A 26,230-nucleotide genomic window follows, 5' to 3' on the forward strand; every position below is an offset into this window, starting at 1 on the left:
GGGGGGGGGGGGCGCCCGGGCGCCCGCGGGCGCGGCCGGGCCCCCCCCCCCCCCGCCCCCCGGGCGGGGGGGGGGGCCCGCGCGGGGGGGGGCGGGGGCCCCCCCCCCCCCCGCCCACGCGCCGGTCTGAGAGCGGTGGTCCGGCCGGCCGAGGGCCGCACGCCGTCGCGGGTCCGGGGCCCCGCTCCCGGCCGGGCCCGCGCACCGGTGCCTCGGCGCCGCCGCGCCCGCGCACCGGCAGCCTCGGACCCGCTGCGCGTGTCCCGCCGGGCTCAGCCCGTGGAACCGGCGCCGGCGCCGGCCAGGGCGTCCGACAGATCCCTCGCCGCCTGCTGGAGGACCGGAACGATCCGTTCCGTCGCCGCCTCCGTCACCCGGCCCGCCGGACCCGAGATCGAGAGCGCCGCGGCGGTGGGGGAGTCGGGGACGGTCACCGCCAGGCAGCGCACGCCGATCTCCTGCTCGTTGTCGTCCATCGCGTAACCGGTTCGGCGGACGTGCTCGAGCGCCTCCAGGAAGGCGTCCGGGGAAGTGATCGTCTTCTCGGTGGCGGCCGGCATGCCGGTACGGGCGAGCAGTGCCCGCACCTCTTCGGGAGGCGTGTGCGCCAGCAGCGCCTTGCCGACGCCCGTGGAGTGCGGAAGCACGCGCCGGCCGACCTCGGTGAACATGCGCATCGAGTGCTTGGACGGCACCTGCGCCACGTACACGACCTCGTCGCCGTCGAGCATCGCCATGTTCGCGGTCTCACCGGTTTCCTCGACCAGTCGGGCGAGGTACGGGCGCGCCCAGGTGCCGAGCAGCCGGGACGCGGACTCGCCGAGCCGGATCAGACGGGGGCCGAGGGCATAGCGCCGGTTCGGTTGCTGGCGCACGTATCCGCAGAGCACCAGCGTGCGGATCAGCCGGTGGATCGTCGGCAGCGGCAGTCCGCTGCTCGTGGAGAGCTCGCTCAGCCCGACCTCGCCCCCGGCATCGGCCATCCGCTCCAGCAGATCGAAGGCGCGCTCTAGGGACTGCACTCCGCCGCTGGAGGCGGCGGGCTTGGAGTCGGCTGTGCTGGCGTGGGACGGCGGCACGTCAACGGTCCTTTCGGGACGGAAGAGCGGGTGCCTCGCCCGGGCGAGGCACCCCGCAGCCTACCGGGCGCCCCCGATCGGCCTACCCCTTCGGGTGCGGCGTCCTGGCCGGTCAGGGCCTGTTCGTCCGGCCTTTCGGGCGTGGAGGCGCGGTTCCGGGGCGGCCCGGCGAACAAGCCGCGAGATTCCGAATTCCGATATTATCATTCCGACCTGCGGAAATTCTCATGAGCGTCTCCCGATCGGGGAGGTGGGCCGTGCGGGGTCTTGACGGGGGTCGGATCCCGCGTGAAGACTCCTTCAACAGTTCGTTGAATTTCTTGGTGGCCCGGTGGGCGGACCGATGCCGGGACGAGTCCGGCCGAGGCCGTCCGATGCCGGGCCGGAGCGGGAAGCGAGGAGCACGCGTGTCTGGTGCCGACGTGAACGCGGACGTGAATCTGGTACTGCGCTCGACGCGCGTCGTCACCCCCGACGGGACGCGCCCCGCGGCGGTCGCCGTCGCCGGCGGGACCATTCACGCCGTCCTGCCCCACGACGCCGAGGTGCCGGCCGGTGCCCGGCTGGAGGACTTCGGCGACGACGTCCTGCTGCCCGGACTGGTCGACACCCACGTCCATGTGAACGACCCCGGCCGCACCGAGTGGGAGGGTTTCCACACCGCCACCCGCGCCGCGGCGGCGGGCGGCATCACCACCCTGATCGACATGCCGCTCAACTCCCTTCCGCCGACCACCACCGTCGGGCATCTGCACACCAAGCGCCGGGTGGCCGCGCCCCAGGCGCACGTCGACACCGGTTTCTGGGGCGGGGCGATCCCCTCCAACCTCAAGGACCTGCGTCCGCTGCACGAAGCCGGGGTCTTCGGCTTCAAGTGCTTCCTGTCGCCCTCCGGCGTCGACGAGTTCCCGGAACTCGACCGGGAGCGGCTGGCCCGCTCCCTGGCCGAGATCACCGGCTTCGGCGGACTGCTCATCGTGCACGCCGAGGACCCCCGCCATCTGGACGCCGCCCCGCGGCGCGACGGCCCCGCGTACGCCGACTTCCTGGCCTCTCGGCCCCGCGACGCCGAGCACACCGCGATCGAGACGCTCATCGGGTACGCACGGCGCTTCGACGCCCGGGTCCACGTCCTCCATCTGTCCTCCGCCGACGCGCTGCCGATGATCGCCGCCGCCAGGCGCGACGGTGTGCGGATCACCGTCGAGTCCTGTCCGCACTTCCTCACCCTCACCTCCGAGGAGGTCCCGGACGGGGCGACGGAGTTCAAGTGCTGCCCGCCGATCCGGGAGGCCGCCAACCGGGACGCGCTGTGGGCGGGGCTGGCCGACGGGACGATCGACTGCGTCGTGTCCGACCACTCGCCATGCACCGCCGACCTCAAGACCACGGACTTCGCCACCGCATGGGGCGGCATCTCCTCCCTCCAACTGGGTCTCCCCGTCATCTGGACCGAGGCCCGCAGGCGGGGCCACTCACTGGACGACGTGGCCCGCTGGATGTCGGCCGCCCCCGCCGAACTGGCCGGGCTGAGCCGCAAGGGCGCCATCGAGCCCGGCCGTGACGCCGACTTCGTGGTGCTCGCCCCCGACGAGACCTTCACCGTCGACCCCGCCGAACTGTTCCACCGCAATCGGGTCACCGCCTACGCGGACCGGACCCTCCACGGGGTCGTGCGGTCGACCTGGCTGCGCGGCGTACGCATCGCGGCGGACGGCACCTTCACCGAGCCCACCGGCCGCCTCCTCGAAAGGAATCGTTGAACGCGGCGGACGAGGAGCCGCTGCATGTGCCGGCCGGGGGTGGCGAAGCGGCGGGGTGTGGCCGCGGCGCCCGACCGGGGGTTCCCGACGAGTCGGCACGCATTGACGAGTCGGCACGCATTAACGTATGCGAACCTAGAGCCATGATCTTCATCGCCGTAAAATTCACCGTTCGCAGCGACGAGCGCGACAACTGGCTCCCCGCCGTCGAGGACTTCACCCGTGCCACCCGGGCGGAACCGGGCAATGTGTTCTTCGAGTGGTCGACCAGCGTCGAAAATCCGGACCAGTTCGTTCTGCTGGAGGCGTTCGCCTCGCCCGAGGCCGGAGAGGCCCATGTGAAGTCGGAGCACTTTGCGGCGGCGATGGACCGCATGGCGGACCTCATCGCGAAGACGCCGGAGATCATCAACGTCGAGGTGCCGGGCGAGGGCTGGTCCCGGATGGCGGAGCTCTCCCCGCGCTCGCGGTGAACCCGGTACCGCCCGGTCGCGCACGCGGCCGGGCGGTACGGCCCCCGACCGGCCGCCCGGCGCGACCGTGGCTCCCGGGAACTCCCGCCCGGCGGACCGATGATTTCTGGACGGCCGCGCAGTCGGAGAGGACGGCCGCGCAGTCGGAGAGGGGGAAACGACCGATGTCCCGGACCCGGAGCAGGGCCAGGCCGGGACCACGAGCAGGAGCGGTGCCATGGCGAAACTGACCCTCACCACATTCCTCACCCTCGACGGCGTCATGCAGGGCCCCGGGGGGCCGGAGGAGGACACCAGCGACGGTTTCGGGTACGGGGGCTGGCTCGTGCCGTTCGCGGACGAGGGCATGGGACGGTTCATGTCCGAGGTCTTCGACCGCTCGGCGGCGTTTCTCCTGGGCCGCCGCACGTACGACATCTTCGCCGCGCACTGGCCGCGGGTGACCGACCCCGACGACCCCGTCGCCCGGTGCCTCAACACGTACCCCAAGTACGTCGTGTCGACCACGCTGGAGCAGCCGGACTGGCGGAACACGTCCGTCGTCTCCACCGATGTGCCCGCCGAGGTCGCCCGGATCAAGCAGCGGACCGAGGGCGGCGAACTCCAGATCCACGGCAGTGGCGGCCTCGCCCGGTCCTTGATGGAGCACGACCTGATCGACGAGTACAACCTCCTCGTCTTTCCGGTGGTGCTCGGGCGGGGCCGCCGGCTCTTCCCGGACGGCGGCCTGCCGACGGCCTTCGAGCAGACCGGGGCCCGTACCACCTTCACCGGTATCTCGATCCACACCTACCGGCCCGTCGGGCGGGCCCGGTTCGGAACGGTCGCGCTCGACGCGTGAACACGGCCCCGATGAGGGCGGGGGACGGCGACCGCTCCGCCACCGCCCCCGGGGAAGCCGGCCCGGATGGTCGCGGCCGGGGCCGGTGCGGGGCCGCCGTCGGCCGGCCGGGCCCGACGACCGCGCACGGCGGCCAAGTCCTTGTCCCTACACGCTATTTCGGCCGGATCCTTTCGATGCGAGGACCGGAACGGAACACCCGCGAAAGATCGAAGCCGCCGTAAGGTGAATCGATCGATCTCCAGCGAGAGAACCGATCAGACCGGGAGGGACGATTCCATGTCCGACGCCAGCAGCCAAGTCGACCTCGATCTGCGTGGAGTCGAGGGCTTCACCGCGAACCCCTATCCGTCCTACGAGAAGTTACGTGCCAGGGGGCCCGTCCACACCGTCCGCACCGACGAGATCGAGCGGGTCTGGCTCGTGGTCGGATACGACGAGGCCCGTGCGGCCCTCGCCGACCAGCGGTTCTCCAAGGAGTGGCGGGGGCGGATCGAGTGGCCCGACGGGAACGATCCGATCTTCGCCAACATGCTGGAGCTGGACGCCCCGCGCCACACCCGTCTGCGCAAGCTCGTCACCCGGGAGTTCACCGCACGCCGGGTCGAGGCCCTGCGCCCACGCGTCCAGCAGATCACCGACGAACTCCTCGACGCCATGGTGCCCGCCGGGCGTGCCGACCTCGTGGACGCGCTCGCCTTCCCGCTGCCGATGACCGTGATCTGCGAACTGATCGGCGTGCCGGACCTGGACCGCCGAGCCTTCCGCCGGCTGTCGAACGCCATCGTCGCCCCGACCACTCCGGACCAGGAACGCGACGCGGTGGCCGACATGAGGGACTACCTCGTCGAACTCATCGGGGACAAGCGGCGTGCGCCGGGCGACGACCTGATGAGCGCGCTGGTCAGGACCCGCGACGAGGAGGGGGACGCACTGTCGCCCGAGGAACTCGTGGGCATGGCCTTCCTGTTGCTGGTCGCCGGACACGAGACCACCGTCAACCTGATCTCCAACGGGGTACGGGCCCTGCTCGACCACCCCGACCAACTCGCCGCGCTCCGGGCTGACTTCGGTCTGATCGACGGAGCGGTCGAGGAGATGCTGCGGTACGACGGCCCGGTGGAGACCTCCACGTTCCGCTTCCCGAGCGAACCGGTCGAGATCGGGCGGCGGGTCATTCCCGAGGGAGAGCCGGTGCTGATCTGCCTGGCGGGCGCCGACCGCGACCCGGCCCGCTACCCCGAACCGGACCGCTTCGACATCCGCCGCGAGACCCAGGGACACCTGGCCTTCGGTCATGGCATCCACTTCTGCCTGGGCGCGCCACTGGCCCGGGTGGAGGGCAGGATCGCGATCCGCACTCTGCTGGAACGGTGCCCCGGACTCGCGTTGGACAAGGAGGCGTGGCGGCCCGACTGGCTCCCGGGCGTGCTGATCCGCGGGGTACGAACCCTGCCGGTCCGCTGGTGAGCGGCGGGGCTCCGGGCGAGCGGGGCTCCGCAGAGCAGTACTCCCGGGAACGGCACTCCGGGGGCGGGACTCCGTCGTGACGGCCCCTCCGCACACGCCTGGAGGGCCCGTACCAGGCCCTGGACACGCGGCGGCACGGGGTGTGCGGAGCGTCCGATCAACCCGAGGAAGCGTCCTCTCGCCCCGAGGGACGGACCCGGGACCGACCGGACTGGTCGCCGGACGCCTCCGCCACCTCCGCGATCTTCACGGGGCGCCGTTCCCTGCGGGACACCTCGCACGCTTCCGCGACCAGCAGCGCGTGCCACGCCTCCCTGCCGTCGCACGGGTTGGGCACCTCACCCCGCACCAGGCTCACGAACGCGTCCAGCTCCGCCTCGTACGCCGGGGCGAACCGCTCCAGGAAGCCAGGCCAGGGGTTCAGCGGCGCTGCGGGGCCCTGCGGCTCCGCCGACGCCACCGGCGTGCGGTCGTCCAGCCCGGCCGTGATCTGTCCGGTCTCGCCCGCCAGTTCCATGCGCACGTCGTAACCGGCGCCATTGCAGCGGGTGGCCGTCGCCGTGGCCAGAGTGCCGTCGTCGAGGGTCAGCAGCGCCGCCGCCGTGTCCACATCGCCGGCGGCCCGGAACATCCCGGGCCCGGCATCCGATCCGACCGCGTACACCTCCGTCACCTCACGGCCCGTCACCCACCGCAGCATGTCGAAGTCGTGCACCAGGCAGTCCCGGTACAACCCGCCGGAGAGCGGCAGGTACGCGGCGGGCGGTGGCGCCGGGTCCATGGTCATCGCCCGTACGGTGTGCAGCCGGCCCAGGGCCCCCGACCGCACCGCGTCGCGCGCCGCCGCGTACCCCGCGTCGAACCTGCGCATGAAGCCCATCTGGAGGACGCTGCCCGCCCGCTCGACCGCGCGCAGCGCGCCCAGCGTCCCCGGCAGGTCCAACGCGATCGGCTTCTCGCAGAACGCGGGGAGCCCCGACCGGGCGGCCCGCCCGATCAGCTCCGTGTGCGACGACGTGGCCGAGGCGATCACCACGGCGTCCACCCCCGCACCGAACAGCGCCTCGGCGTCGTCCGCGCGCTCGGCGCCGAGGCGCTCCGCGACCCGCGCGGCCCGCGCCGCGTCGGCATCGGTCACCACCAAGGAGGCCACCCGCGGGTGGCGGGCCAGGACGCCCGCGTGGAAGGAACCGATCCGGCCGGTGCCGATGAGTCCGATGCGCATGGACCCAACGTGCCGCCCGCCCTCCGCGCTGTCAAAGTACATGTCCGGACAACCGGACGACATGACTACAGAACGACGTGATCACAGGACGGCATGACAACCGGGCAGCATGATCTCCGGACGACATGACTATCGAAGGTTCTGACGTCGGCGTTAGTCTCCACGCGTGCCCAAACCCACCACCGACCCAGCCGCACTCGAACTCGGCGTGGACCGCACGAGCCCCGTCCCCCTGTACTACCAACTGGCCCGGCAACTGGAGGCGGCGATCGAGCAGGGCCGGCTCGCCCCCGGCAGCCTCCTCGGCAACGAGATCGACCTCGCCGCCCGCCTGGGCCTGTCCCGGCCCACCGTCCGCCAGGCCATCCAGTCCCTGGTCGACAAGGGCCTCATGGTCCGCCGCCGAGGCGTCGGCACACAGATCGTGCACAGCCGGGGCCGACGCCCGCTCGAGGTGAGCAGCCTCTACGACGAGCTGGAGGCGGCGGGCGGGCACCCCGCCACGCGAGTCCTGCGCAACACCGTGGAGCCCGCCGGGCCCCGGGTCGCCGACGCACTCGAAGTGGCCGAGGGCAGCGACGTCCACCTCGTCGAGCGGATCAGATACGCGCACGGCGAGCCGCTGGCCCTCCTGCGCAACCACCTGCTCCCCGGAATCGTCGACCTGGACACCGCACGGCTGGAGGCCACTGGCCTCTACCGCCTGCTGCGCGGCTCGGGCATTGCCCTGCACAGCGCCCGCCAGTCCATCGGCGCCCGGACCGCCACCGCCGAGGAGGCCGCCGGACTCGCGGAGGCCGAGGGGGCCGCCCTGCTGACCATGGAACGCACCGCCTTCGACGACACCGGGCGCGCGATCGAATGCGGTTCCCACCTCTATCGGGCCTCGCGCCACACCTTCGACTTCCAACTGCTCGCACGGTGACGACCGCCGGGCGACAGTCGCTCGTGACACCCGTCACGTACGACAAGCCCCCGGCGGCGGGCCCGCCGGCTCGTCCCGGATCGGCGACGGCCGTCACGCGGACCGTTGACGCCGCAGCGGCCCGCCGCTACAACTGCGGTCGAGGCGACCGGACGCCCGCAACCGGCCGGGCCCGTCCGCCCTCGCCCCGCTCCGTGCACCACAGCGGGAGGAAGCCCACCCGGACCGCCCCCGACCAGCCTCCCGCGCCCCGCACGCACACCCCGCGCCGACCCGTGTGCCCCGCCCTGCCGGGCGGCCCCGCCGCCGACTCGGGGATACTGACCAGTTGGGCCGGGGGCCGAATGCCTCCGGCCGCCCACAGAGGACAGCGAGCAGCACAAGAAGGGCGCGGCGTCGTGGCAAGGGTTCGGACAGGGGTACGTGCGTGGGGCGCCGTGCTTGCGGTGGCGCTCGCGGCCTCCCTCGCGGGATGCAGCAGCACCGGTGGCAAGCGGGCGGAGGAGCGTGCGGCCCGTGCCGCCGCCGCGGGCCGCGCCGCGGTGGACACGCCCCGTTGGACCTTCGCCATGGTCACCCACTCGGGAGACGGCGACACCTTCTGGGACATCGTCCAGCGGGGCGCCGAACAGGCCGCGGCCAAGGACAACATCAAGTTCCTGTACTCGCACCACGACGAGGCGCAGCAGCAGGCCCAGCTGGTCCAGGCCGCCATCGACCAGAAGGTCGACGGGCTGATCGTCACGCTCGCCAAGCCGGACGCGATGAAGGATGTCGTCGCCAAGGCCGTCCGGGCGGGCATCCCGGTGGTCACGGTGAACTCGGGCTCCGCCGAGTCCGAGCGGTTCGGCGCGCTCGCCCACATCGGCCAGGACGAGACCATCGCGGGCGAGGCCGTCGGCGACGAACTGAACGCGCGCGGCCGCAAGAAGGCCCTGTGCATCCTGCACGAGCAGGGCAACGTCGGCCACGAACAGCGCTGCGCCGGAGCGAAGAAGACCTTCGACGGGCAGATGCAGAATCTGTACGTCGAGGGCACCAACATGCCCGACGTCCAGGCGTCCATCGAGGCCAAGCTCCAGGCGGACAAGGGCATCGACGCGGTCGTCACCCTCGGGGCGCCGTTCGCGGACGCCGCCGTGAAGGCGAAGGAGACCGCGGGCAGCACGGCCGAGATCGACACGTTCGACCTGAACGCCAAGGTCGCCACCGCGCTCCAGAACAAGTCCCTCGGCTTCGCGGTCGACCAGCAGCCCTACCTCCAGGGGTACGAGGCCGTGGACCTGCTCTGGCTGTACCGCTACAACGGCGACGTGCTCGGCGGCGGCCGTCCGGTCCTCACCGGCCCGCAGATCATCACGGCGAAGGACGCCGCGGCACTCGCCCCGTACACGAAGCGGGGCACCCGATGAGCGCGGCGGCGGATCGGGTCGTCCCGGCGGGCACCGACGAACGCCTGCTGCGCACCTCGCCGCTGCGCAGGCTCCTCGGCCGCCCCGAACTCGGCTCGGTCGTCGGCGCCGCGGCCGTGTTCGTCTTCTTCGCGCTGGCCGCCGACAGTTTCCTGCGCCCCGCCAGCCTCGGCACCGTGCTCTACGCGGCTTCCACCATCGGGATCATGGCCGCCCCGGTGGCGCTGCTGATGATCGGCGGTGAGTTCGACCTGTCCGCGGGCGTGCTGGTCACCAGTTCCGCGCTGGTCTCGTCGATGTTCAGCTACCAGATGACCGCCAACGTCTGGGTCGGCGTCCTCGTGTCGTTGCTGGTCACGCTCGCCATCGGCGCGTTCAACGGCTTCATGCTGACCCGTACGAAACTGCCGAGCTTCATCATCACCCTCGGCACCTTTCTGATGCTGACCGGTCTGAACCTGGGCTTCACCAAGCTGATCAGCGGGACCGTGTCGACGAAGACCATCGGCGACATGGAGGGCTTCGACTCGGCCCGCCGGGTCTTCGCCTCGCAGTGGACCATCGGCGGTGTCGAGTTCAAGGTCACGATCCTGTGGTGGGCGGTGCTCGTCGCGGCCGCCACCTGGATCCTGCTCCGCACCCGCTTCGGCAACTGGATCTTCGCCGTCGGTGGCGAGGCGGGCGCGGCCCGCGCGGTCGGCGTCCCGGTGATCCGCACCAAGATCGGGCTCTACCTCGGGGTCGCCTTCGCCGCCTGGGTCTCCGGGCAGCACCTGCTGTTCTCGTACGACGTGGTGCAGTCCGGCGAGGGCGTCGGCAACGAGCTGATCTACATCATCGCCGCGGTCATCGGCGGCTGCCTGATCACCGGCGGCTACGGCTCCGCGATCGGCTCCGCGGTCGGTGCCGTCATCTTCGGCATGACCAGCAAGGGCATCGTGTACGCGCAGTGGAACCCGGACTGGTTCAAGTTCTTCCTCGGAGCCATGCTGCTCCTGGCCACCCTGCTCAACGCATGGGTACGCAAGCGCGCGGAGGCGACGACATGACGGCCCCCCTGGCACCGGCCGACCGGGCGACGGCCCGCCGGGCCCTGGTCGAGCTGGACCACGTCAGCAAGTTCTACGGGAACATCAAGGCCCTCACGGACGTCTCGCTGGAGGTCCACGCGGGAGAGATCTCCTGCGTGCTCGGCGACAACGGCGCCGGAAAGTCCACCCTGATCAAGATCATCGCGGGGCTGCACCGGCACGACGCGGGCAGCTTCCTGATCGACGGCGAGGAGACCGTCCTCGTCAACCCGCGCGACGCACTCGACCGGGGCATCGCCACCGTCTACCAGGACCTGGCCGTCGTCCCGCTCATGCCGGTCTGGCGGAACTTCTTCCTCGGCTCCGAACCGACGACCGGCGCGGGCCCCTTCAAGCGCCTCGACGTACGGCTGATGCGCGAGACGACCCGCGCCGCACTACTGCGCATGGGCATCGACCTGCGCGACGTCGACCAGCCGATCGGCACCCTCTCCGGTGGTGAGCGCCAGTGCGTCGCCATTGCCCGCGCCGTCCACTTCGGCGCCAAGGTCCTCGTCCTGGACGAGCCGACCGCGGCGCTCGGCGTCAAGCAGTCCGGGGTCGTCCTCAAGTACGTGGCGGCCGCCCGCGACGCCGGTCTCGGAGTGGTTCTCATCACGCACAACCCGCACCACGCCTATCTCGTCGGCGACCGATTCGTCCTGCTCAAGCGGGGTGCCATGGCCGCCGACCACACCCGGGCGAGCGTCACGCTGGACGAGCTGACCCGCCAAATGGCGGGCGGAAGCGAGCTGGAGGAGCTCAGTCACGAGCTGGAACGGGCGGCGGGACCGGGCGTCCAGGACGGGCGCGACCGGCCGTAGAGCGCTCCGTCGCGACCGGTTCGCCGGCGGGCGCGTCGTCCCGGCGCCGTCCAGGGGGTGCGGGCAGTGGCAGAATCGAGCCCGACGGGCGCAGTCCGCCGCCGGGGAGCATCCACCCCCGGCTCCCCGACCCCGCAGGGACGATGAGCACGTACCGCGACCTCACCCACCGCGGCTCCGCCCGCGCCACCGTCCTGCGGACCGTGGGCACCCGCGAGCGCCGCTCGCACCTCACCGCGCCGAGAGTGCCCACCGTCGGCATCGACATCGGCGGGACGAAGGTGATGGCCGGCGTCGTCGACGCCGACGGCAACATCCTGGAGCAGTTGCGCACCGAGACGCCGGACAAGTCCAAGAGCCCCAAGGTCGTCGAGGACACCATCGTCGAGCTGGTCCTGGACCTCTCGGACCGGCACGACGTCCACGCCGTCGGCATCGGGGCGGCCGGGTGGGTCGACGCGGACCGCTCCAAAGTGCTCTTCGCCCCGCACCTGGCCTGGCGCGACGAACCGCTGCGCGACGCCCTCGCCTCCCGCCTGGTCGTCCCCGTCATGGTCGACAACGACGCCAACACCGCCGCCTGGGCGGAGTGGCGCTTCGGTGCCGGCCGCGGCGAGGACCACCTCGTCATGATCACGCTCGGCACCGGCATCGGCGGCGCGATCCTGGAGGACGGCCGGGTCAAGCGCGGCAAGTACGGGGTCGCGGGGGAGTTCGGCCACATGCAGGTGGTGCCCGGCGGACACCGCTGCCCGTGCGGGAACCGCGGCTGCTGGGAGCAGTACAGCTCGGGCAATGCCCTGGTCCGCGAGGCCAGGGAGCTGGCCGCCGCCGACTCCCCGGTGGCACACGTGCTCATCGAGCGGGTCAGGGGAAACATCCCCGACATCACCGGACCGCTCATCACCGAGCTGGCCCGCGAGGGCGACGCGATGTGCGTCGAACTCCTTGAGGACATCGGCCAGTGGCTCGGCATCGGCATCGCCAATCTGGCCGCCGCGCTCGACCCCTCCTGCTTCGTCATCGGAGGCGGCGTCAGCGCCGCCGACGACCTGCTGATCGGCCCCGCCCGCGACGCCTTCAAGCGCCACCTCACCGGGCGCGGATACCGCCCCGAGGCCCGCATCGCCAGGGCGCAGCTCGGCCCGGAGGCGGGCATGGTCGGCGCCGCCGACCTGGCCCGGCTGGTGGCCCGCAGATTCCGCCGCACCAACCGCCGTCGCGTCGAACGGCACGAGCGGTACGCGCAGATCTACGACCAGGCCGCGAGCACCATCCGAAACGGCCGCGGTTCCCGCGGCACCCGCACCTCCCAGGGATCCCCACAGCCATGACCGCAGCCGAGCACTCCGTCCTGCCGCGCCAGTCCCCGCCACCCGACGACGAAGAGCCGCGGCGGGAGCGGCGCCGGATGATCCGCCGCCGCCTGATCACGGCCACCATCATCGTGCTGCTCATCGGCATCCCCGCCGGCTACCTGCTGATCTCCGCCGGGCAGAGCCGTCGCGCGGGCCAGAACAAGGAGGCCGAGGCGGCGGCGCGGGGGCTCCAGGAGGGCTGGCCGTCCCGGTTGCAGCGCCGGATCTACGAGCTGCCGATGCCGGGCAACTCGCTGGAGGTCCAGTACTACGAGACCAACAACTGGAAGGTGAGCCGGCTGTACGTGGAGTTCCGCACCACCTCCGCCGGACTCGACCGGTTCCTGAGCCGGCTGGGCAGCGGTCGCGCCGCCTTGGAGCCGGGCGAGGTACCCATCGGCGCGCGCGACCGGAAGATCTCGGGGTGGAGCTTCGACCCCGGCATCCAGTGGGCGGGCATCACGCACACCAACGAAGGGCCGCGACCCACCCAGCACATCACCGTGAACATGACCGACCCGATGAACCCCGTCGTCTACGTCGTGTCCGCCGCGATGCCCTGAGCCGCACCCGCCGCCCCTGGGCCCCGGGACCGGGCGACCGGCGGAGCGCCGGATCACGTCCTCGCACGGTAGGCCGACGCATCCATGTCAAGCCTTCGAAGCGAGGGGAATGTGAAACCCGACGCGAAGGATCTTCGCCCCGCGGTGGATCTGTGGGGGATGCCCCGCGAGCGTCCCGACCCCCTCCCGAGGGAAGACGCGGGATATGGGAGCGTGAGTGGGTGAGCAAGACGACTGAAACCCTGCAGTACCGCTTCGACGGACCGGAAGACGCACCGATACTGGTCATCGGCCCGGCACTGGGCGCCAGCTGGCACATGTGGGACCGGCAGATACCGGAGCTCACCGAGCGCTGGCGGGTCCTCCGCTTCGACCTCCCCGGTCACGGGGGCGCCCCCGCCCACCCGGCCAGCACCATCACCGAGCTCTCCGACCGGCTGCTCGCCACCCTCGAAGCGCTGGGGGTCCAGCGCTTCGGGTACGCGGGCTGCTCCATCGGCGGCGCGATCGGCGCCGATCTCGCGCTGCGGCACCCGCACCGGATCGCCTCGCTCGCCCTGGTCGCCGCCTCGGCCCGGTTCGGCAGCGCCGACGAGTTCCGCCAGCGCGGGGTGGTCGTCCGTACCAACGGGCTGGAACCGATGGCCCGCACCGCGCCCGAACGCTGGTTCACCCCCGCGTTCGCCGCCGCCCAGCCGGCCATCGTCGACTGGGCCGTCCAGATGGTCCGGACCACCGACCCCGGCTGCTACATCGCCGCCTGCGAGGCCCTGGCAGCCTTCGACGCCCGCGCGGAACTCGACCGCATCACCGTTCCGACCCTCGTCCTGGTCGGCGCCGAGGACCGGGTGACCGGTCCGGGCGACGCCCGCACCCTGGTGGCGGGCATACCGGACGCCCGGCTCGCCCTCGTCCCCGGGGCCGCCCACCTGGCCCCGGTCGAGCAGCCCATGGCCGTCACCGATCTGCTCCTCACCCACTTCTCCACGGCCTGGCAGGACACCCTGGCAGGCATCCCCATGCCCGCCGACACCCCGAGACTCTCGGCCCCCGTGCTGCCGGTCGCGGAGATCACCGCCGCCGAACGGCCCGAGCCCCCGGCCACCGGGCGCGTGGACCCGTACGAGCAGGGGCTGAAGATGCGCCGCGAGGTGCTCGGCAACGCCCACGTGGACCAGGTCATGGGCGATGTCGACGACTTCACCGCAGACTTCGAGGAACTCGTCACGCGGTACGCCTGGGGCGAGGTATGGACCCGGGAGGGCCTGGACCGCCGCACCCGGAGTTGTGTCACCCTCGCCGCGCTGGTCGCCGGTGGGCACCGGGAGAGCCTCGCCGCCCACGTCAGGGCCGCCCTGCGCAACGGCCTCGGGCCGGCGGAGATCAAGGAGGTGCTGATGCAGACCGCCGTGTACTGCGGGGTACCGGCCGCGAGCGCGGCGTTCTCGATCGCCCAGTCCGTGATCCGGGAAGAAACGACGCCCCGTCCGTAGCAGCATGGGACCCATGAATGCTGTGAACCCCGCGGGTCTCACCCTGACGAAGAAGAAGCACTCCTGCGTAAGGCTGGAGAAGGACGGGCGGACGCTGGTCATCGACCCGGGCGGCTTCTCCGAGGAGGACGCCGCCGTCGGCGCCGACGCCATCCTGGTGACGCACGAGCACCCCGACCACTTCGACGAACATCGGCTGCGCGCCGCCATGGAGGCCGACCCGGCGGTCGACGTCTGGACCCTGCGCAGCGTCGCCGACCGGCTCTCCGCGGCGTTCCCCGGCCGCGTCCACACGGTCGGGCACGGCGACACGTTCGCCGTCGCGGGCTTCGACGTACAGGTGCACGGAGAGCTGCACGCGGTGATCCACCCGGACATCCCGAGAATCACCAATATCGGCTTCCTGGTGGACGCTTCGGTCTTCCACCCGGGCGACGCGCTCACCGTCCCCGACCGCCCCGTCGACACCCTGATGCTTCCGGTGATGGCCCCCTGGAACAAGATCTCCGAGGTCATCGACTACGTGCGCGAGGTCGCGCCGCGCCGCGCCATCGACGTTCACGACGCCCTGCTCACCGATCTCGCCCGGCCGATCTACGACAACCAGATCGGCGCCCTCGGCGGCGCCGAGCACGGCCGGCTGGCCCCGGGGGACTCCACCGGACTGTGACCTCGGCGGACCGGCTCCGGATACACCACCGGTCCGGTCCGCCACTCCCGCCACTCCCGCCGGCCCGGCGGGAGTCGGCGCCGGCGGCCCGTGCCGTGGCCGGGGAGGTCCGCCGGTGAACTTTTCCCGCCACGGCACTAGGTTTACCTACATGCGCATCGCCACCTGGAACGTCAATTCGATCACCGCCCGGCTCCCGAGGCTGCTGGCCTGGCTGGAGAGCACCGGCACGGACGTGCTGTGCGTCCAGGAGACCAAGTGCACCGCCGAACAGTTCCCCACCGAGCAGCTCCGCGAACTGGGCTACGAGTCCGCGGTCAACGCCACCGGCCGGTGGAACGGGGTCGCGCTGGTCTCCCGGGTGGGCCTGTCCGACGTCGTCACGGGCCTGCCGGACGGGCCCGACTACGAGGGCGTGCAGGAGCCGCGGGCGATCTCCGCGACCTGCGGTCCGGTCCGGGTCTGGTCGGTCTATGTGCCCAACGGCCGCGAGATCGAGCACGCGCACTACGCCTACAAGCTGCGCTGGTTCGAGGCCCTGCAGAAGGCGGTCGCCGCGGACGCCGCGGGCACGCAGCCGTTCGCGGTCCTCGGTGACTTCAACGTGGCCCCGACCGACGAGGACGTCTGGGATCCGGCCCTCTTCGAGGGCGCCACGCACGTCACCCCCGCCGAGCGCGCCGCCCTCGCGGCACTGCGCCAGGAGGGCCTGTCCGACGTCGTGCCCCGCCCCCTGAAGTACGACCACCCCTACACCTTCTGGGACTACCGGGAGCTGGGCTTCCCGAAGAACAAGGGCATGCGGATCGACCTCGTGTACGGCAACGCCCCCTTCGCCGCAGCGGTCTCGGACAGCTATGTGGACCGGGAGGAGCGCAAGGGCAAGGGCGCGTCCGACCACGCCCCGGTCGTCGTCGACCTCGATCTCTGACCTCGGCCCCCTGCGTCGGTCCGCAGGGCTCGGCTCCACCGTCGAGGGGCGGCCGTTGTCAGTGGGCACGGCTACGGTGGCTTCCGTCCTTGTCCCGCTTGCTGGCTGCTTGCTGCGACCAGGGACCCGCCCCGCCCGGACAGCGCCGGGCGGGGCCTCGTCCGCCGTCGGTCAGACGGCGGGCACGTCGCCCCGGCTCCGGTCGGCGGCCCGGCGCGCTCCGAGCGCCGTCCAGCCGGTGCCCAGCGCCAGGACCATCAGCAGCGCGCTCACCCACAGCGGAGACCGGAAGCCGAACCCCGCGTCGATCGCGAGTCCGCCCAACCACGGCCCAAGTGCGCCACCCACGTTGAACGCGGAGGTGGCGAACGAACCCGACAGCGTCGGCGCACCGGGCGCCAGCCGGAACACCCACGAGATCAGCGCCGTCCCCGTGCCGAACGCGAGCATCCCCTGCACGAGGACGAACACCACGGTCGCGGCCGGGCTCCCCGCGGTCAGTGCGAACCCCGCCCAGCCGGTCGCGAGAAGGACCAGACCGGTCGCGGTGAAGGCGGTCGGCCGTGCGTCCACGAGCCGCCCGGAGACGGTCACCCCCAGGAACGAACCCAGGCCGAACAGTGCGAGCAGTACCGGCACCCAGCCCTGGCCGAGACCGGTGACCCGGGTGGCGAGCGGCTCGACGTAGGAGAACGCGCAGAACGTCGCCCCCTGCACGAGGGCGCTGGTGAGCAGCGCCGAGAGCAGCCGCGGACCGGCCAGGGCCCGCAGTTCGGCCCCGGCGGACGCCGGGATCGACTCCGGACGGGCCTCCGGGACCGTCGCGGCGATCACGGCTGCGGCCGGAACGGAGACCAGGGCCACGGCCCAGAACGCCGACCGCCACCCCAGATGACCGCCCAGTACCGCCCCGGCCGGCACCCCCGCCACACAAGCGAGGGTGACGCCGCCCACCACCACGGACGTGGCACGGGCCCGGGCCTCGGGACCAGCCAGGGACACCGCGGTCACCAGCGCCACGGCCCAGAAACCGGCGTTCGCCAGTGCCCCGGCGACGCGTGTCGCCAGAAGCACCCCGTAGCCGGGGGCGAGCGCCCCGACGACGTGGACGGTGGCGAAGACGCACAGGAAGAACAGCAGGGCGCGGCGGCGCGGCCGGCCGCGGCTGAAGAGCGCCATCAGCGGCGCCCCGATGACCATCCCGACCGCGAAGGCCGAGGTCAGCAACCCGGCGGCGGGAATGGACACATGAAGGTCGGCGGCGATGTCCGAGATCAGGCCGGACAGCATGAACTCGGACGTGCCCTGGGCGAAGACGGCGAGCCCGAGCGCGTATACGGCGAAAGGCATGAAGGAACCCCATGAACGGCTGACGGAGGGACCGGGCGGAGGGGGTGCGGGCCGCGCCCGTCCGTCATGTCGGTACGACGGACGGCGACGCGGGAGAACGTCCGGGGTGTTCCGGGACGGAACCGGCCGGGCGGTGAACGCCGGGGCGGGAAGCCCGCGCACGAGCGCGGACGGGAGAAGCGGCCTACGCGGAAGGACCCGCGAGGGCAGCCGGGCGGCAGCGGCGCTCTTGGCCCTGACGGCCGCGGGGGAGCGCGCTCATGGACGCGAAACTACCAGCCGATGTCGGAGTACCGCCGGCCGGTGTCCGGGCCGGCCGGTCCGGGGTGCGGTGGCGCGCGGGCGCGGAGCCCGGGAACCGGCCCAGTACGCGCACGACCGCCCGCGCGCCCTGTGGTGCGTTCTTTGGGCGGGATGCGACCCTGACTGGTATGAACATCCCTTTCCTGGACAACTGGCGTAAGCGGCACGACGATACGCGGGAGCCGGGGCTCGCCTCGGCCGATCCCGAAGGCGTGGCCGAGCTGCTCGCCGAGTGCGAACTGCTGCGCGTCCGGGCGGGGCAGCGGGGTCTCGAACTCGACGACAGTCCGGCCTCGTTGGCGGCTCTCGACCAGTTGCCGCCGCGCTGGCGCGACGATCCCGAGGAACTGCCCTGGCTGGGCAATGACGCGGGCCTGTACCTCGGCACGGTCCTGGTGCGCAATGTCCCGGGCGCGGTCTGGAGCATCTGGCCGAGTGGTCGGCCCGTGGTGCGGCTGCCCTCGGGGCGGGAGATCGACGTGGTGGAGGCGGGGCTGGACTGGGCGATGGCCGGAAGCCCGGAGCTCTCGCAGGTCTACTCGGAGTCGGCCGAGGGGTAGGGCTCTTCGGGTGACGGCCAGGGCTCTCCATAAAATCGAAAAAGAATCCTTATGCCCCATTTGCGCGTGTCGGTGGTGAAGCCCTTTTTCACGCTGGATAGTTTGCGCTGACCTCGACGAAGCGAAGAGTGGGTGGGGCAGCGCATGGCCGCCGAGCCGTTGATCGAACTGCGGAACGTCAACAAGTACTACGGACGTCTGCACGTCCTGCGGGACATCGACCTCACCGTCGGCCGCGGCGAGGTGGTGGTGATCATCGGCCCCTCCGGTTCCGGCAAGTCGACGCTCTGCCGGACCATCAACCGGCTGGAGACCATCGAGTCGGGCCGCATCACGATCGACGGCAGGCCGCTGCCCGAGGAGGGCAAGCCGCTCGCCCGGCTCCGGGCCGAAGTGGGCATGGTCTTCCAGTCGTTCAACCTCTTCGCCCACAGGACCGTGCTGGACAACGTCTCGCTCGCCCAGCTCAAGGTCCGCAAACGGAAGAAGGACGAGGCCGACCGGCGTTCCCGGGAACTGCTGGAGCGGGTCGGCCTCGCCGCGCACGCCGACAAGTTCCCCGCCCAGCTCTCCGGCGGTCAGCAGCAGCGCGTGGCCATCGCCCGCGCCCTCGCCATGGACCCCAAGGCCCTGCTCTTCGACGAACCCACCTCGGCACTCGACCCCGAGATGATCAACGAGGTGCTCGAAGTCATGCGGCAGCTCGCCCGGGACGGCATGACCATGGTCGTCGTCACCCACGAGATGGGCTTCGCCCGTTCCGCCGCGAACCGCGTCGTCTTCATGGCCGACGGACTGATCGTCGAGGACCGCACGCCCGAGGCGTTCTTCACCGCGCCGGAGAGCGAGCGCGCCAAGGACTTCCTGTCCAAGATCCTCAAGCACTGACGGGGGCTCCCTGTTGCGTACGAGAAGAGTTCTGGCCGCCTGCGCCTGTCTCCTGCTGGTCTTCCTCGCCGCCGGGTGCGGAAAGGAGGGCAGTCCGCCCGTGAAGGGGCCGAGGCCCGAGCAACTGCCCGTGTACCGGGTCGACACCGGCTTCCGGCTTCCCCAGTCGCCGACCTGGACCGAGGCGAGGAAACGCGGCTACCTCCGGGTCGGGGCCAAGGAGGACCAGCCGTACCTCGGCGAGAAGGACCCGGCCACCGGCGCCTACTCCGGGTTCGACATCGAGATCGCCCGGATGACGGCCGCCTCGCTCGGCTTCGACCCGAAGACCGTCCGCTTCCGGACCATCGCCTCCGCCAACCGCGAGACGGCCCTGCAGAACGGCCAGATCGACTACTACGTCGGCACCTACACCATCAACGACCTGCGCAAGAAACTCGTCGGCTTCGCGGGCCCCTACTACATGGCCGGTCAGTCACTCCTCGTCCGCACCGACGAGCACGGCATCAACGGTCCGCAGGACCTGGCCGGGAAGACGGTCTGCTCGGCGGCGGGATCGACCCCGTACCAGCGCATCGCCGCCGAATACCCGAAGGCGGTCCTGGTCTCCTACGACACGTACTCGATCTGCGTCGACAACCTGCTGACCTACCAGGTCGACGCCGTCACCACCGACGACGCGATCCTGCTCGGCTTCGCGGCCAAGGCACCCAAGGAGCTGAAGGTGGTCGGCGAGCCGTTCTCCAGGGAGCCGTACGGCATCGGCGTCCCGCGAAGCGACAACGCGCTGCGGTTCGCCCTCGACGACGCCCTGGCGGCCAACCAGAGGAACGGCAACTGGAAGAAGGCGTTCGAGTCGACGCTCGGCCTGTCCGGAACGCCCGCGCCGACCCCGCCCCCCATCGACCGCTACCCGGCCGGCTGAGAGGACGGGAACCGACATGGACGTACTCACGCACAACTTCTCGCTGTACGGCGACGGCTTCCTCGGCACCGTCGAGCTGACCGTCTACTCCTCCGTCCTGGCGCTGCTGCTCGGCTTCGTCATGGCCTCCTTCCGGGTGGCGCCCGTCGGCTCGCTGCGGACGCTCGGCACGGTGTGGGTGACGGTGCTGCGCAACACCCCGCTGACCCTGCTCTTCTTCGCGGTCCTGCTCGGGCTGCCGCGCTTCGGCCTGGTGCTCCCCTTCAGGGTCTTCGCGGTCCTCGCGCTCGGCTGCTACACCTCCGCGTTCATCTGCGAGGTGCTGCGCTCCGGCATCGGCACCGTGCCGAAGGGGCAGGGGGAGGCGGCCCGCAGCCTCGGCATGACGTTCGGCCAGACGCTGAACCACATCGTGCTGCCGCAGGCGTTCCGCTCGGTGATCCCGCCGATCGGCTCGACACTCATCGCCCTCGCCAAGAACTCAGCGATCGCCGGGGCGTTCAGCGTCACCGAGCTCCTCGGTACCTACAAGACCCTCAACGAGCTGGGCTACAGCATCATCTGGACCTTCGTCTGGATCGCCGTCGGCTACCTGATCATCACCCTGTCCATCAGCGCGCTCTTCAACGTGCTGGAGAAGCGCTGGGGAGTCGCCCGATGACCGCCCGCACCGCGTCGGCCGCCACCGCCCTCTACGACCTCCCGGGCCCGGCCGCCCGCAGACGCCACCGCCTGTACGGGGTCGTCTCGACGGCCCTGATCCTCGCGGCGGTCGGCTGGGTGGTCTACCTGCTCCTCCACACCGGGCAGTTCAGCGGGGCCAAATGGACACCGTTCGCGTACGTCGGCATCCAGGAGCTCCTGCTGCGCGGCCTGGGCAACACCCTCAAGGCGTTCGCGTACGCCGCGGTGCTGTCCCTCGCGCTCGGCGCGGTGCTCGCCGTCGGCAGGCTCTCCGACCACCGGGCCGTCCGCTGGGTCTCGACGCTGCTCGTCGAGTTCTTCCGGGCCATGCCCGTCCTGGTGATGATCTTCTTCGTCTTCGTGGCGCTGAAGGCGCAGCCGCTGACCGCGCTGGTCACGGGCCTGACCCTGTACAACGGCTCGGTGCTCGCCGAGGTGTTCCGCACCGGGATCAACTCCGTGGACCGCGGGCAGCGCGAGGCGGCGTACGCCCTCGGGATGCGCAAGACCCAGGTCACCACGTACGTGCTGGCCCCGCAGGCGGTGCGCGCCATGCTGCCCACGATCATCAGCCAGCTCGTGGTGGCCCTGAAGGACACCTCGCTCGGCTACCTGATCACCTACGAGGAGTTCCTCCACGCCGGCAAGCTCATCGCGTCCAACCTCGACTACGACCTCCCCTTCATCCCCGTCGTGATGGTGATCTCACCGATCTACATCGGGATGTGCATGCTGCTCTCCTGGTTCGCGACCTGGGTGGCCAGGCAGGAGCGGCGCAGCCCGAAGACGACGGCGGTGGAAGTGGCCCCGGCCGAGCCCGGAACGGTGCTGCCGGGGGTGCGGTAGCCGGACGGGCGCGTACGGGGCGGACCGGCCGCGCCGGACGGTGCTCGACGTACGGCGGACAGGTCCGGCGCCGGTCACCGGATGGGGCGTGCCGGTGACCTCGCGGAGTCGGGTACGGCCGTGGCCCGGGGGCAGCGGGGGAGCGGGCCCGGTGGCCGCCCGCGCCCGGCGACGGACGGGCACGGCGACGGACGGGCACGGCCCCGCGCGGGGCGCGGTCCGGCGGCGCGGCCCGGGCACCCCCGGCTCACCTCAGCGCGCTCTTGGCCAGCCAGTCGGCCCAGGACACGTTCCACTCGCCGTAGCCGTTGCCCTCCGCGATCGTGCCCTTGGCCTCCGCGCCGCTGATCTCGAACGGGTCGCCGACGCGCACCTGCCGGTACAGCGCCGCGGCGTTCGCGTCGCTCATGCCGACACAGCCCGAACTGCGGTTGGCCACCCCGAAGTAGGCGGCGTTCCACGGCGCGGCGTGGGCGTACATCCCCGACCAGGTCAGCCGCATCGACGAGTCGACCATCTTGTCGTAGGCGTCGCCCAGGCCGACCGTCTCCGAGCGCATGTTGATCGTGCCCTCCTTGGACATCAGCACGGCCGTGCCGCGCCACGACGCCTTGATGCCGCCCGGGGTACCGGCCGACATGGGCACGTCCATCACGGTCTTCCCGTCCCGCTTCAGCGCCAGCCGGTGCCGGTCGAGATCGACCTTGACCACCTGATGGGCGCCGATGGTGAACGCGGTGCGGTAGTCACGGACGAACCAGCCGCCGGACGGGCCCGAGTCGACGCCGTTGAGAGCGGCGTCGAGCGTGATCTTCGTGCCGGGCTTCCAGTACTCCTTGGGCCGCCAGTCGACGCGGTCCCGGCCGGAGTAGTCGCGCAGCCAGCCCCAGGAGCCCTCGGTGCGGTTCGAGGTGGTGACCTTCAGGGCCTTCTCGACCGCTGCCCGGTTCTTCACCGGGTGGTCGAAGACGATCGACAGGGGCTGGGCGATGCCGACCGTGGTGTTCTTGCCGGGGGCCAGGGACAGCTTGTTCACCTTGCTCGCCGCGGCGGTGCTGAAGCCGGCCTGTGCGCTGCCGCCCTCAGTGTCCCGGGCCTCGACGCGGTAGCTGGTGCCGGGGGCGGCGGGCCGGTCCGACGTCCAGGCCCGGCCGTTCGCCGATATCCGGCCGGTGAGCGCGCCTCCGTCGGCCGCCCGCACCGTGACCGCCTTCAGCTTTCCGGCCTCCAGCGTCACCTTCACCGGCTGTCCGGCGGCGGCGCCGGAGCCCTGGAGGTTCACCGAGATCCGGGTGGTGCGCGCGGGCGCGTTCCCGGCGGCCTTCCCGGAATCCGCGAGGGAGTCCGACGCGGACGCGCCGTTGCAGGCGGTGAGGGAGATGCCCAGCGCCGCGGCCCCGGCGATCAGGGCGAGCCCGGCCGGGCGGGCGAGTGGTGACATGCGGCGGGTGCGCCGGTGTGCGGAGAACAAGGAAGACCTCCAAGGCAGTGCTTTTCGATGAGGGAGAGGAGCGCACGTGACGGCAGGTTCCGCAAAACGGTTGAAAGCCGGGAAATCCTCTGTGTGACATCGGTCGCAGCGCAACGGTCGTCGTCCGCTCACATACGCCGCTCGGCGCGGTCCGGAGCTGTGAGCATCCGGTGCGACCCCGCGGAGCCGAAGCGGGGGAACAGGAAGGGCCGGCTCGATGCCCACGCCCCCGCCCATGCCCACGCCCCCGCCCATGCCCGCGCCCTCGGCGCTGATGCGCACAACATGCGCGGGGTACCCTCCACCCTTGACCCCGACGACCGTCCCTTCGGGCTGCCGCGCCGGAAGCCCGGCATCGGCGGGCAGGTGGTCGAGACCCTCGGAGAGCGGGAGACATCGGTGGGCGGAGCCGCCAACAACACCCTTTACCGAGCCTTCCAGGCCTGCCTGGCCCGCCGATGACGGCCCCCACCACGGCCCCCGCGCAGACCGGGGAACGCGGGTCCGGTTCGGTGCTGCGCAGCGGCGTCCTCATGGCGTCCGGCTCCCTCGTCTCCCGGGCCACCGGCTTCGTCCGCTCCGCCGTCGTCGTCGCCGCACTCGGCACCGGACTCCAGGCCGACGGATACACCGTCGCCAACACCGTGCCCAACATCCTCTACATGCTGCTCATCGGCGGCGCCCTCAACGCCGTGTTCGTCCCCGAACTGGTGCGGGCCGCCCGGAACCACGACGACGGCGGAGCGGCGTACACCGACCGGCTGCTCACGGTCTGCACCGCGGGACTGCTCGCGCTCACCGCGCTCACCGTCGTCGCGGCACCCTGGATCGTCTCGCTCTACGCCCCCGGCTACCAGGGCGGACAAGCCGATCTGACCATCGCCCTGACCCGCTACTGCCTGCCGCAGATCCTCTTCTACGGTCTCTTCACCCTCCTGGGCCAAGTCCTCAACGCCCGGGACCGGTTCGGCGCGATGATGTGGACCCCGGTCCTCAACAACCTCGTCATCATCGCGGTGTTCGGGCTCTACCTGGCCGTCGCCGCGCACTCCGACGGCACGTTGACCGCCGCGCAGGCCCGCTGGCTCGGCTGGGGCACGACCGCCGGGATCGTCGTGCAGACGCTCGCCCTGCTGCCCTCGCTGCGCGCCGCGGGGTTCCGCTGGCGGCCGCGATTCGACTGGCGGGGCAGCGGACTGACCCGGCCGCTGCGCGCGGCCGGCTGGCTCGTCATGCTCGTGCTGACCAACCAGATCGCCTACTGGGTGGTCACCCGGCTCGCCACTGCCACCGGGCAGCACGCCGTCGAGCAGCACGTGGCGGGCGGTCCCGGCTACACCGCGTACAGCTACGCCTACCAACTGTGGGTCGTGCCCCACGGCATCGTGACCGTCTCCCTGGTCACGGCCCTGATGCCGCGGATGAGCAGGGCCGCGGCCGAGGGCGACCTCGCGGGGGTGCGGCGCGATGTCTCGTACGCCCTGCGCACCTCGGCCGCGGTCGTGGTGCCCGCGGTGGCCGTCCTGTTCGCGCTGGCGCCGTGGGTGATGGGTGCGGTGTACGGGTACGGACGCACCGGTGAGGCCGACATCGCGGTCATGGCCGGCATGATGGCGGCGTTCGCGCCGGGGCTGATCGCCTACTCCGGGCAGTACGTGCTCTCCCGCGCGTTCTACGCGATGAGCGACACCCGCACCCCGTTCCTCCTGAACCTGGTGATCGCGGCGCTCAACGCCGGGCTGTCCGTCGCCGCCTACCTGCTGCTGCCGGTGCGCTGGGCCGTGACGGGCATGGCCGGGGCGTACGCGGTGGCCCTGTTCGCGGGCTTCGGCGTCACCGCGTACGTGCTGCACCGCAGGCTCTCCGCCCGCGCTGCGGGGGCCTCGCCGGGGCTCGGGGCCGTCGGCGGCGCGGGCGGGGCTCCGGGGGTGGACGGCGGCCCGGGGGCGGGCGGCGCTCCGGGGGTGGGCGCCGGCCCGGGCGGCGACAGGAGGCGTTCGCTGCTGCGGTCGCCCGGACTGTGGGCACAGCTGCGGCTGGTGGTCGCGGCGGTGCCCGCCGGACTGCTGGGGCATGTGACCGCACGCGCCTGCGACCGGCTCGGGGACTTCGCCGCGGTGGGAGCGGGGACCGCCGCGCTCCTGCTCACGTTCGCGCTGCTGGCCCGGCCGCTCCGGCTGAGGGAGATCAGCGCCGCGATCGCGGCGGCCCGGGGTCGGCTGCGCCGGGCCTGAGACCCGCTGCCCGCTCCGTACGGCCGACCGGTGGGCCCCGAGAGGGGCCGCGCGACCGCCCGTCCGGGCGGCCGGTCCCCGGTGGCCCCGTGCCCGCCGCCTCAGCCGGTCGCCCGGTGCGGGATACGCGGTGTGGGGACGGGCGCCCGGGCGGCGAGGGCATGGTTCCGCTGCTGCTGCTGCTCGCCTACGGCGCCGCGACCCTGGTCGGCAATGTGATCGTCGCCCGCCTGGCCGACCGGCACACCATCTCGACACTGCTGATCGGCACCGCCCTCAACGTGATCTTCCTGACCGGGTTCGCGGTCTTCACCGACGCTCCGGCGCCGGCGCTGGCGTTCATGCTCGGCATCGGTCTGGTCGGCGTAACGATGAACCCCGCGATGGCCGTGCGGGTGCAGCGAGCCGGCAGCACCACGCCGCTGGTCAACACCATCCACGCGTCCTTCATCACCCTCGGAGTCATCCTCGGCTCCGCTATCGGATCGGCCCTGATCCCGGCCTACGGGCTCCGTTCCCCCGTCATCCTGGGCATCGTGCTGGCCTTCCTCGCGATCCTGGCGGTCCTGCCCGCTCTCGCTCGCCCCTACCTGCGCAACGGCGACCGTGACAAGGCCGATGAGCGGACCTTGTCTCCCGTATGACGTTTTGCCCCCCCGGGCGGCTCCCCGGTCTGCGCCCTCACCGACCTCGCCGCGGTGGACGCGCCGGACCCACCGAGGCGCTGACACCGGTGGCCGTCGCACCGAGGCCGATGTCGCGCAGGTCGTCATGCGGGGGCGGGCATGCTGGCGGGCGTGCGGATCCGAGCCCACGGCGCTCCTGACGGCGGGGCAGGAGCGGCGCTACCCTGCGGCGGACAATCCTTCACC

Annotated in this window: 24 protein-coding genes and 1 pseudogene; 21 read left to right on the forward strand and 4 right to left on the reverse strand. The window is 71.9% G+C overall.

Features of this window, described 5'->3' with window-relative positions:
• Nucleotides 1-272: 272 nt before the first annotated feature.
• Nucleotides 273-1,079: an IclR family transcriptional regulator gene (locus ACIHCL_RS32830; RefSeq protein WP_399867765.1), complete on the reverse strand. Its 807-nt coding sequence runs from the start codon at nt 1,077-1,079 to the stop codon at nt 273-275.
• A 374-nt stretch (nt 1,080-1,453) separates the two neighbouring features.
• Here ACIHCL_RS32830 and allB point away from each other — a divergent pair, with 374 nt between their 5' ends.
• The 4 genes from allB to ACIHCL_RS32850 all read left to right on the forward strand — a co-directional run bounded on the left by allB (nt 1,454) and on the right by ACIHCL_RS32850 (nt 5,626).
• Nucleotides 1,454-2,842: an allantoinase AllB gene (gene allB, locus ACIHCL_RS32835; protein WP_399867767.1), complete on the forward strand. Its 1,389-nt coding sequence runs from the start codon at nt 1,454-1,456 to the stop codon at nt 2,840-2,842.
• Between the two features lie 143 nt (nt 2,843-2,985).
• Nucleotides 2,986-3,315: a putative quinol monooxygenase gene (locus ACIHCL_RS32840; protein WP_399867768.1), complete on the forward strand. Its 330-nt coding sequence runs from the start codon at nt 2,986-2,988 to the stop codon at nt 3,313-3,315.
• A 217-nt stretch (nt 3,316-3,532) separates the two neighbouring features.
• Nucleotides 3,533-4,156: a dihydrofolate reductase family protein gene (locus ACIHCL_RS32845; RefSeq protein WP_399867769.1), complete on the forward strand. Its 624-nt coding sequence runs from the start codon at nt 3,533-3,535 to the stop codon at nt 4,154-4,156.
• A gap of 279 nt (nt 4,157-4,435) precedes the next feature.
• A complete protein-coding gene (locus ACIHCL_RS32850) occupies nt 4,436-5,626 on the forward strand; it encodes a cytochrome P450 (RefSeq protein ID WP_399867770.1) in 1,191 nt (396 codons plus the stop codon).
• A 157-nt stretch (nt 5,627-5,783) separates the two neighbouring features.
• On the opposite strand, the gene ACIHCL_RS32855 is transcribed toward ACIHCL_RS32850, so the two are convergent.
• Entirely contained in the window at nt 5,784-6,851 is a 1,068-nt protein-coding gene (locus ACIHCL_RS32855; protein WP_399867772.1) for a Gfo/Idh/MocA family oxidoreductase, read from the reverse strand.
• Between the two features lie 166 nt (nt 6,852-7,017).
• Between ACIHCL_RS32855 and ACIHCL_RS32860 the strand changes: the two genes are divergently transcribed.
• The 9 genes from ACIHCL_RS32860 to ACIHCL_RS32900 all read left to right on the forward strand — a co-directional run bounded on the left by ACIHCL_RS32860 (nt 7,018) and on the right by ACIHCL_RS32900 (nt 16,097).
• Entirely contained in the window at nt 7,018-7,776 is a 759-nt protein-coding gene (locus tag ACIHCL_RS32860) for a GntR family transcriptional regulator (protein ID WP_399867774.1), read from the forward strand.
• Nucleotides 7,777-8,174: 398 nt separating this feature from the next.
• The gene (locus tag ACIHCL_RS32865; RefSeq protein ID WP_399867775.1) at nt 8,175-9,188 is read left to right on the forward strand and encodes a sugar ABC transporter substrate-binding protein; all 1,014 of its coding nucleotides are present in this window, start codon (nt 8,175-8,177) and stop codon (nt 9,186-9,188) included.
• A complete protein-coding gene (locus ACIHCL_RS32870; protein WP_399867777.1) occupies nt 9,185-10,237 on the forward strand; it encodes an ABC transporter permease in 1,053 nt (350 codons plus the stop codon). The genes ACIHCL_RS32865 and ACIHCL_RS32870 overlap by 4 nt, the downstream gene beginning before the upstream one ends.
• Nucleotides 10,234-11,082, forward strand: a complete 849-nt coding sequence (locus tag ACIHCL_RS32875) for an ATP-binding cassette domain-containing protein (RefSeq protein ID WP_399867779.1) — start codon at nt 10,234-10,236, stop codon at nt 11,080-11,082. The genes ACIHCL_RS32870 and ACIHCL_RS32875 overlap by 4 nt, the downstream gene beginning before the upstream one ends.
• Before the next feature lie 143 nt (nt 11,083-11,225).
• Nucleotides 11,226-12,416, forward strand: a complete 1,191-nt coding sequence (locus tag ACIHCL_RS32880; protein WP_399867781.1) for an ROK family glucokinase — start codon at nt 11,226-11,228, stop codon at nt 12,414-12,416.
• Nucleotides 12,413-13,003, forward strand: coding sequence for a hypothetical protein (locus tag ACIHCL_RS32885; protein WP_399867783.1), 591 nt, complete (start codon nt 12,413-12,415; stop codon nt 13,001-13,003). The genes ACIHCL_RS32880 and ACIHCL_RS32885 overlap by 4 nt, the downstream gene beginning before the upstream one ends.
• A 221-nt stretch (nt 13,004-13,224) precedes the next feature.
• A complete protein-coding gene (locus ACIHCL_RS32890; protein ID WP_399867784.1) occupies nt 13,225-14,496 on the forward strand; it encodes an alpha/beta fold hydrolase in 1,272 nt (423 codons plus the stop codon).
• 13 nt (nt 14,497-14,509) lie between these two features.
• Nucleotides 14,510-15,166, forward strand: a complete 657-nt coding sequence (locus ACIHCL_RS32895; RefSeq protein WP_399867785.1) for an MBL fold metallo-hydrolase — start codon at nt 14,510-14,512, stop codon at nt 15,164-15,166.
• A gap of 151 nt (nt 15,167-15,317) precedes the next feature.
• The gene (locus ACIHCL_RS32900) at nt 15,318-16,097 is read left to right on the forward strand and encodes an exodeoxyribonuclease III (RefSeq protein WP_399867787.1); all 780 of its coding nucleotides are present in this window, start codon (nt 15,318-15,320) and stop codon (nt 16,095-16,097) included.
• 171 nt (nt 16,098-16,268) lie between these two features.
• On the opposite strand, the gene ACIHCL_RS32905 is transcribed toward ACIHCL_RS32900, so the two are convergent.
• Nucleotides 16,269-17,447 carry a Cmx/CmrA family chloramphenicol efflux MFS transporter gene (locus ACIHCL_RS32905; protein WP_399867789.1) on the reverse strand — a complete coding sequence of 393 codons (1,179 nt, stop codon included), beginning with the start codon at nt 17,445-17,447 and terminating at the stop codon, nt 16,269-16,271.
• A gap of 431 nt (nt 17,448-17,878) precedes the next feature.
• On the opposite strand from ACIHCL_RS32905, the gene ACIHCL_RS32910 reads away from it, so the two are divergent.
• From ACIHCL_RS32910 to ACIHCL_RS32930, 5 genes are all read left to right on the forward strand, one after another.
• Nucleotides 17,879-18,310, forward strand: coding sequence for a DUF6278 family protein (locus tag ACIHCL_RS32910; protein ID WP_399867791.1), 432 nt, complete (start codon nt 17,879-17,881; stop codon nt 18,308-18,310).
• Between the two features lie 144 nt (nt 18,311-18,454).
• Nucleotides 18,455-19,198 (forward strand): amino acid ABC transporter ATP-binding protein, encoded by a 744-nt coding sequence (locus ACIHCL_RS32915; protein WP_399867793.1) that lies wholly within the window; start codon nt 18,455-18,457, stop codon nt 19,196-19,198.
• A gap of 13 nt (nt 19,199-19,211) precedes the next feature.
• Complete coding sequence (locus ACIHCL_RS32920; RefSeq protein WP_399867794.1) at nt 19,212-20,123, forward strand: glutamate ABC transporter substrate-binding protein; 912 nt, start codon at nt 19,212-19,214, stop codon at nt 20,121-20,123.
• 16 nt (nt 20,124-20,139) lie between these two features.
• Nucleotides 20,140-20,784: an amino acid ABC transporter permease gene (locus ACIHCL_RS32925; protein WP_399867795.1), complete on the forward strand. Its 645-nt coding sequence runs from the start codon at nt 20,140-20,142 to the stop codon at nt 20,782-20,784.
• Complete coding sequence (locus tag ACIHCL_RS32930) at nt 20,781-21,653, forward strand: amino acid ABC transporter permease (protein ID WP_399867797.1); 873 nt, start codon at nt 20,781-20,783, stop codon at nt 21,651-21,653. Before ACIHCL_RS32925 ends, ACIHCL_RS32930 begins: the two co-directional genes overlap by 4 nt.
• Nucleotides 21,654-21,900: 247 nt before the next feature.
• Here the strand turns inward: ACIHCL_RS32930 and ACIHCL_RS32935 are convergent, their stop codons facing one another.
• Nucleotides 21,901-23,124: an Ig-like domain-containing protein gene (locus ACIHCL_RS32935; protein WP_399867798.1), complete on the reverse strand. Its 1,224-nt coding sequence runs from the start codon at nt 23,122-23,124 to the stop codon at nt 21,901-21,903.
• 255 nt (nt 23,125-23,379) lie between these two features.
• Between ACIHCL_RS32935 and ACIHCL_RS32940 the strand changes: the two are divergent.
• From ACIHCL_RS32940 to ACIHCL_RS32950, 3 genes and pseudogenes are all read left to right on the forward strand, one after another.
• Nucleotides 23,380-23,586 (forward strand): annotated as a pseudogene (locus ACIHCL_RS32940) (peptidoglycan bridge formation protein FemAB); the annotation flags it as partial.
• Nucleotides 23,583-25,358, forward strand: coding sequence for a murein biosynthesis integral membrane protein MurJ (murJ, locus tag ACIHCL_RS32945; RefSeq protein WP_399867799.1), 1,776 nt, complete (start codon nt 23,583-23,585; stop codon nt 25,356-25,358). The pseudogene ACIHCL_RS32940 and the gene murJ, both read left to right, overlap by 4 nt.
• Before the next feature lie 161 nt (nt 25,359-25,519).
• Entirely contained in the window at nt 25,520-26,002 is a 483-nt protein-coding gene (locus ACIHCL_RS32950; RefSeq protein ID WP_399867801.1) for an MFS transporter, read from the forward strand.
• Nucleotides 26,003-26,230: the final 228 nt, after the last annotated feature.

The sequence above is a fragment of the Streptomyces sp. NPDC052042 genome (assembly GCF_044548345.1).
Taxonomy (GTDB): Bacteria; Actinomycetota; Actinomycetes; order Streptomycetales; family Streptomycetaceae; genus Streptomyces.

Bases quoted from the DNA above. Each gene is read 5' to 3' on its own strand.
- allB (WP_399867767.1), top strand. From the start codon at position 1,454: ATGCCGGGCCGGAGCGGGAAGCGAGGAGCACGCGTGTCTGGTGCCGAC.
- ACIHCL_RS32840 (WP_399867768.1), top strand. From the start codon at position 2,986: ATGATCTTCATCGCCGTAAAATTCACCGTTCGCAGCGACGAGCGCGAC.
- ACIHCL_RS32845 (WP_399867769.1), top strand. From the start codon at position 3,533: ATGGCGAAACTGACCCTCACCACATTCCTCACCCTCGACGGCGTCATG.
- ACIHCL_RS32850 (WP_399867770.1), top strand. From the start codon at position 4,436: ATGTCCGACGCCAGCAGCCAAGTCGACCTCGATCTGCGTGGAGTCGAG.
- ACIHCL_RS32855 (WP_399867772.1), bottom strand. From the start codon at position 6,851: ATGCGCATCGGACTCATCGGCACCGGCCGGATCGGTTCCTTCCACGCG.
- ACIHCL_RS32870 (WP_399867777.1), top strand. From the start codon at position 9,185: ATGAGCGCGGCGGCGGATCGGGTCGTCCCGGCGGGCACCGACGAACGC.
- ACIHCL_RS32875 (WP_399867779.1), top strand. From the start codon at position 10,234: ATGACGGCCCCCCTGGCACCGGCCGACCGGGCGACGGCCCGCCGGGCC.
- ACIHCL_RS32880 (WP_399867781.1), top strand. From the start codon at position 11,226: ATGAGCACGTACCGCGACCTCACCCACCGCGGCTCCGCCCGCGCCACC.
- ACIHCL_RS32885 (WP_399867783.1), top strand. From the start codon at position 12,413: ATGACCGCAGCCGAGCACTCCGTCCTGCCGCGCCAGTCCCCGCCACCC.
- ACIHCL_RS32895 (WP_399867785.1), top strand. From the start codon at position 14,510: ATGAATGCTGTGAACCCCGCGGGTCTCACCCTGACGAAGAAGAAGCAC.
- ACIHCL_RS32900 (WP_399867787.1), top strand. From the start codon at position 15,318: ATGCGCATCGCCACCTGGAACGTCAATTCGATCACCGCCCGGCTCCCG.
- ACIHCL_RS32905 (WP_399867789.1), bottom strand. From the start codon at position 17,447: ATGCCTTTCGCCGTATACGCGCTCGGGCTCGCCGTCTTCGCCCAGGGC.
- ACIHCL_RS32910 (WP_399867791.1), top strand. From the start codon at position 17,879: ATGAACATCCCTTTCCTGGACAACTGGCGTAAGCGGCACGACGATACG.
- ACIHCL_RS32915 (WP_399867793.1), top strand. From the start codon at position 18,455: ATGGCCGCCGAGCCGTTGATCGAACTGCGGAACGTCAACAAGTACTAC.
- ACIHCL_RS32925 (WP_399867795.1), top strand. From the start codon at position 20,140: ATGGACGTACTCACGCACAACTTCTCGCTGTACGGCGACGGCTTCCTC.
- ACIHCL_RS32930 (WP_399867797.1), top strand. From the start codon at position 20,781: ATGACCGCCCGCACCGCGTCGGCCGCCACCGCCCTCTACGACCTCCCG.
- murJ (WP_399867799.1), top strand. From the start codon at position 23,583: ATGACGGCCCCCACCACGGCCCCCGCGCAGACCGGGGAACGCGGGTCC.
- ACIHCL_RS32950 (WP_399867801.1), top strand. From the start codon at position 25,520: ATGGTTCCGCTGCTGCTGCTGCTCGCCTACGGCGCCGCGACCCTGGTC.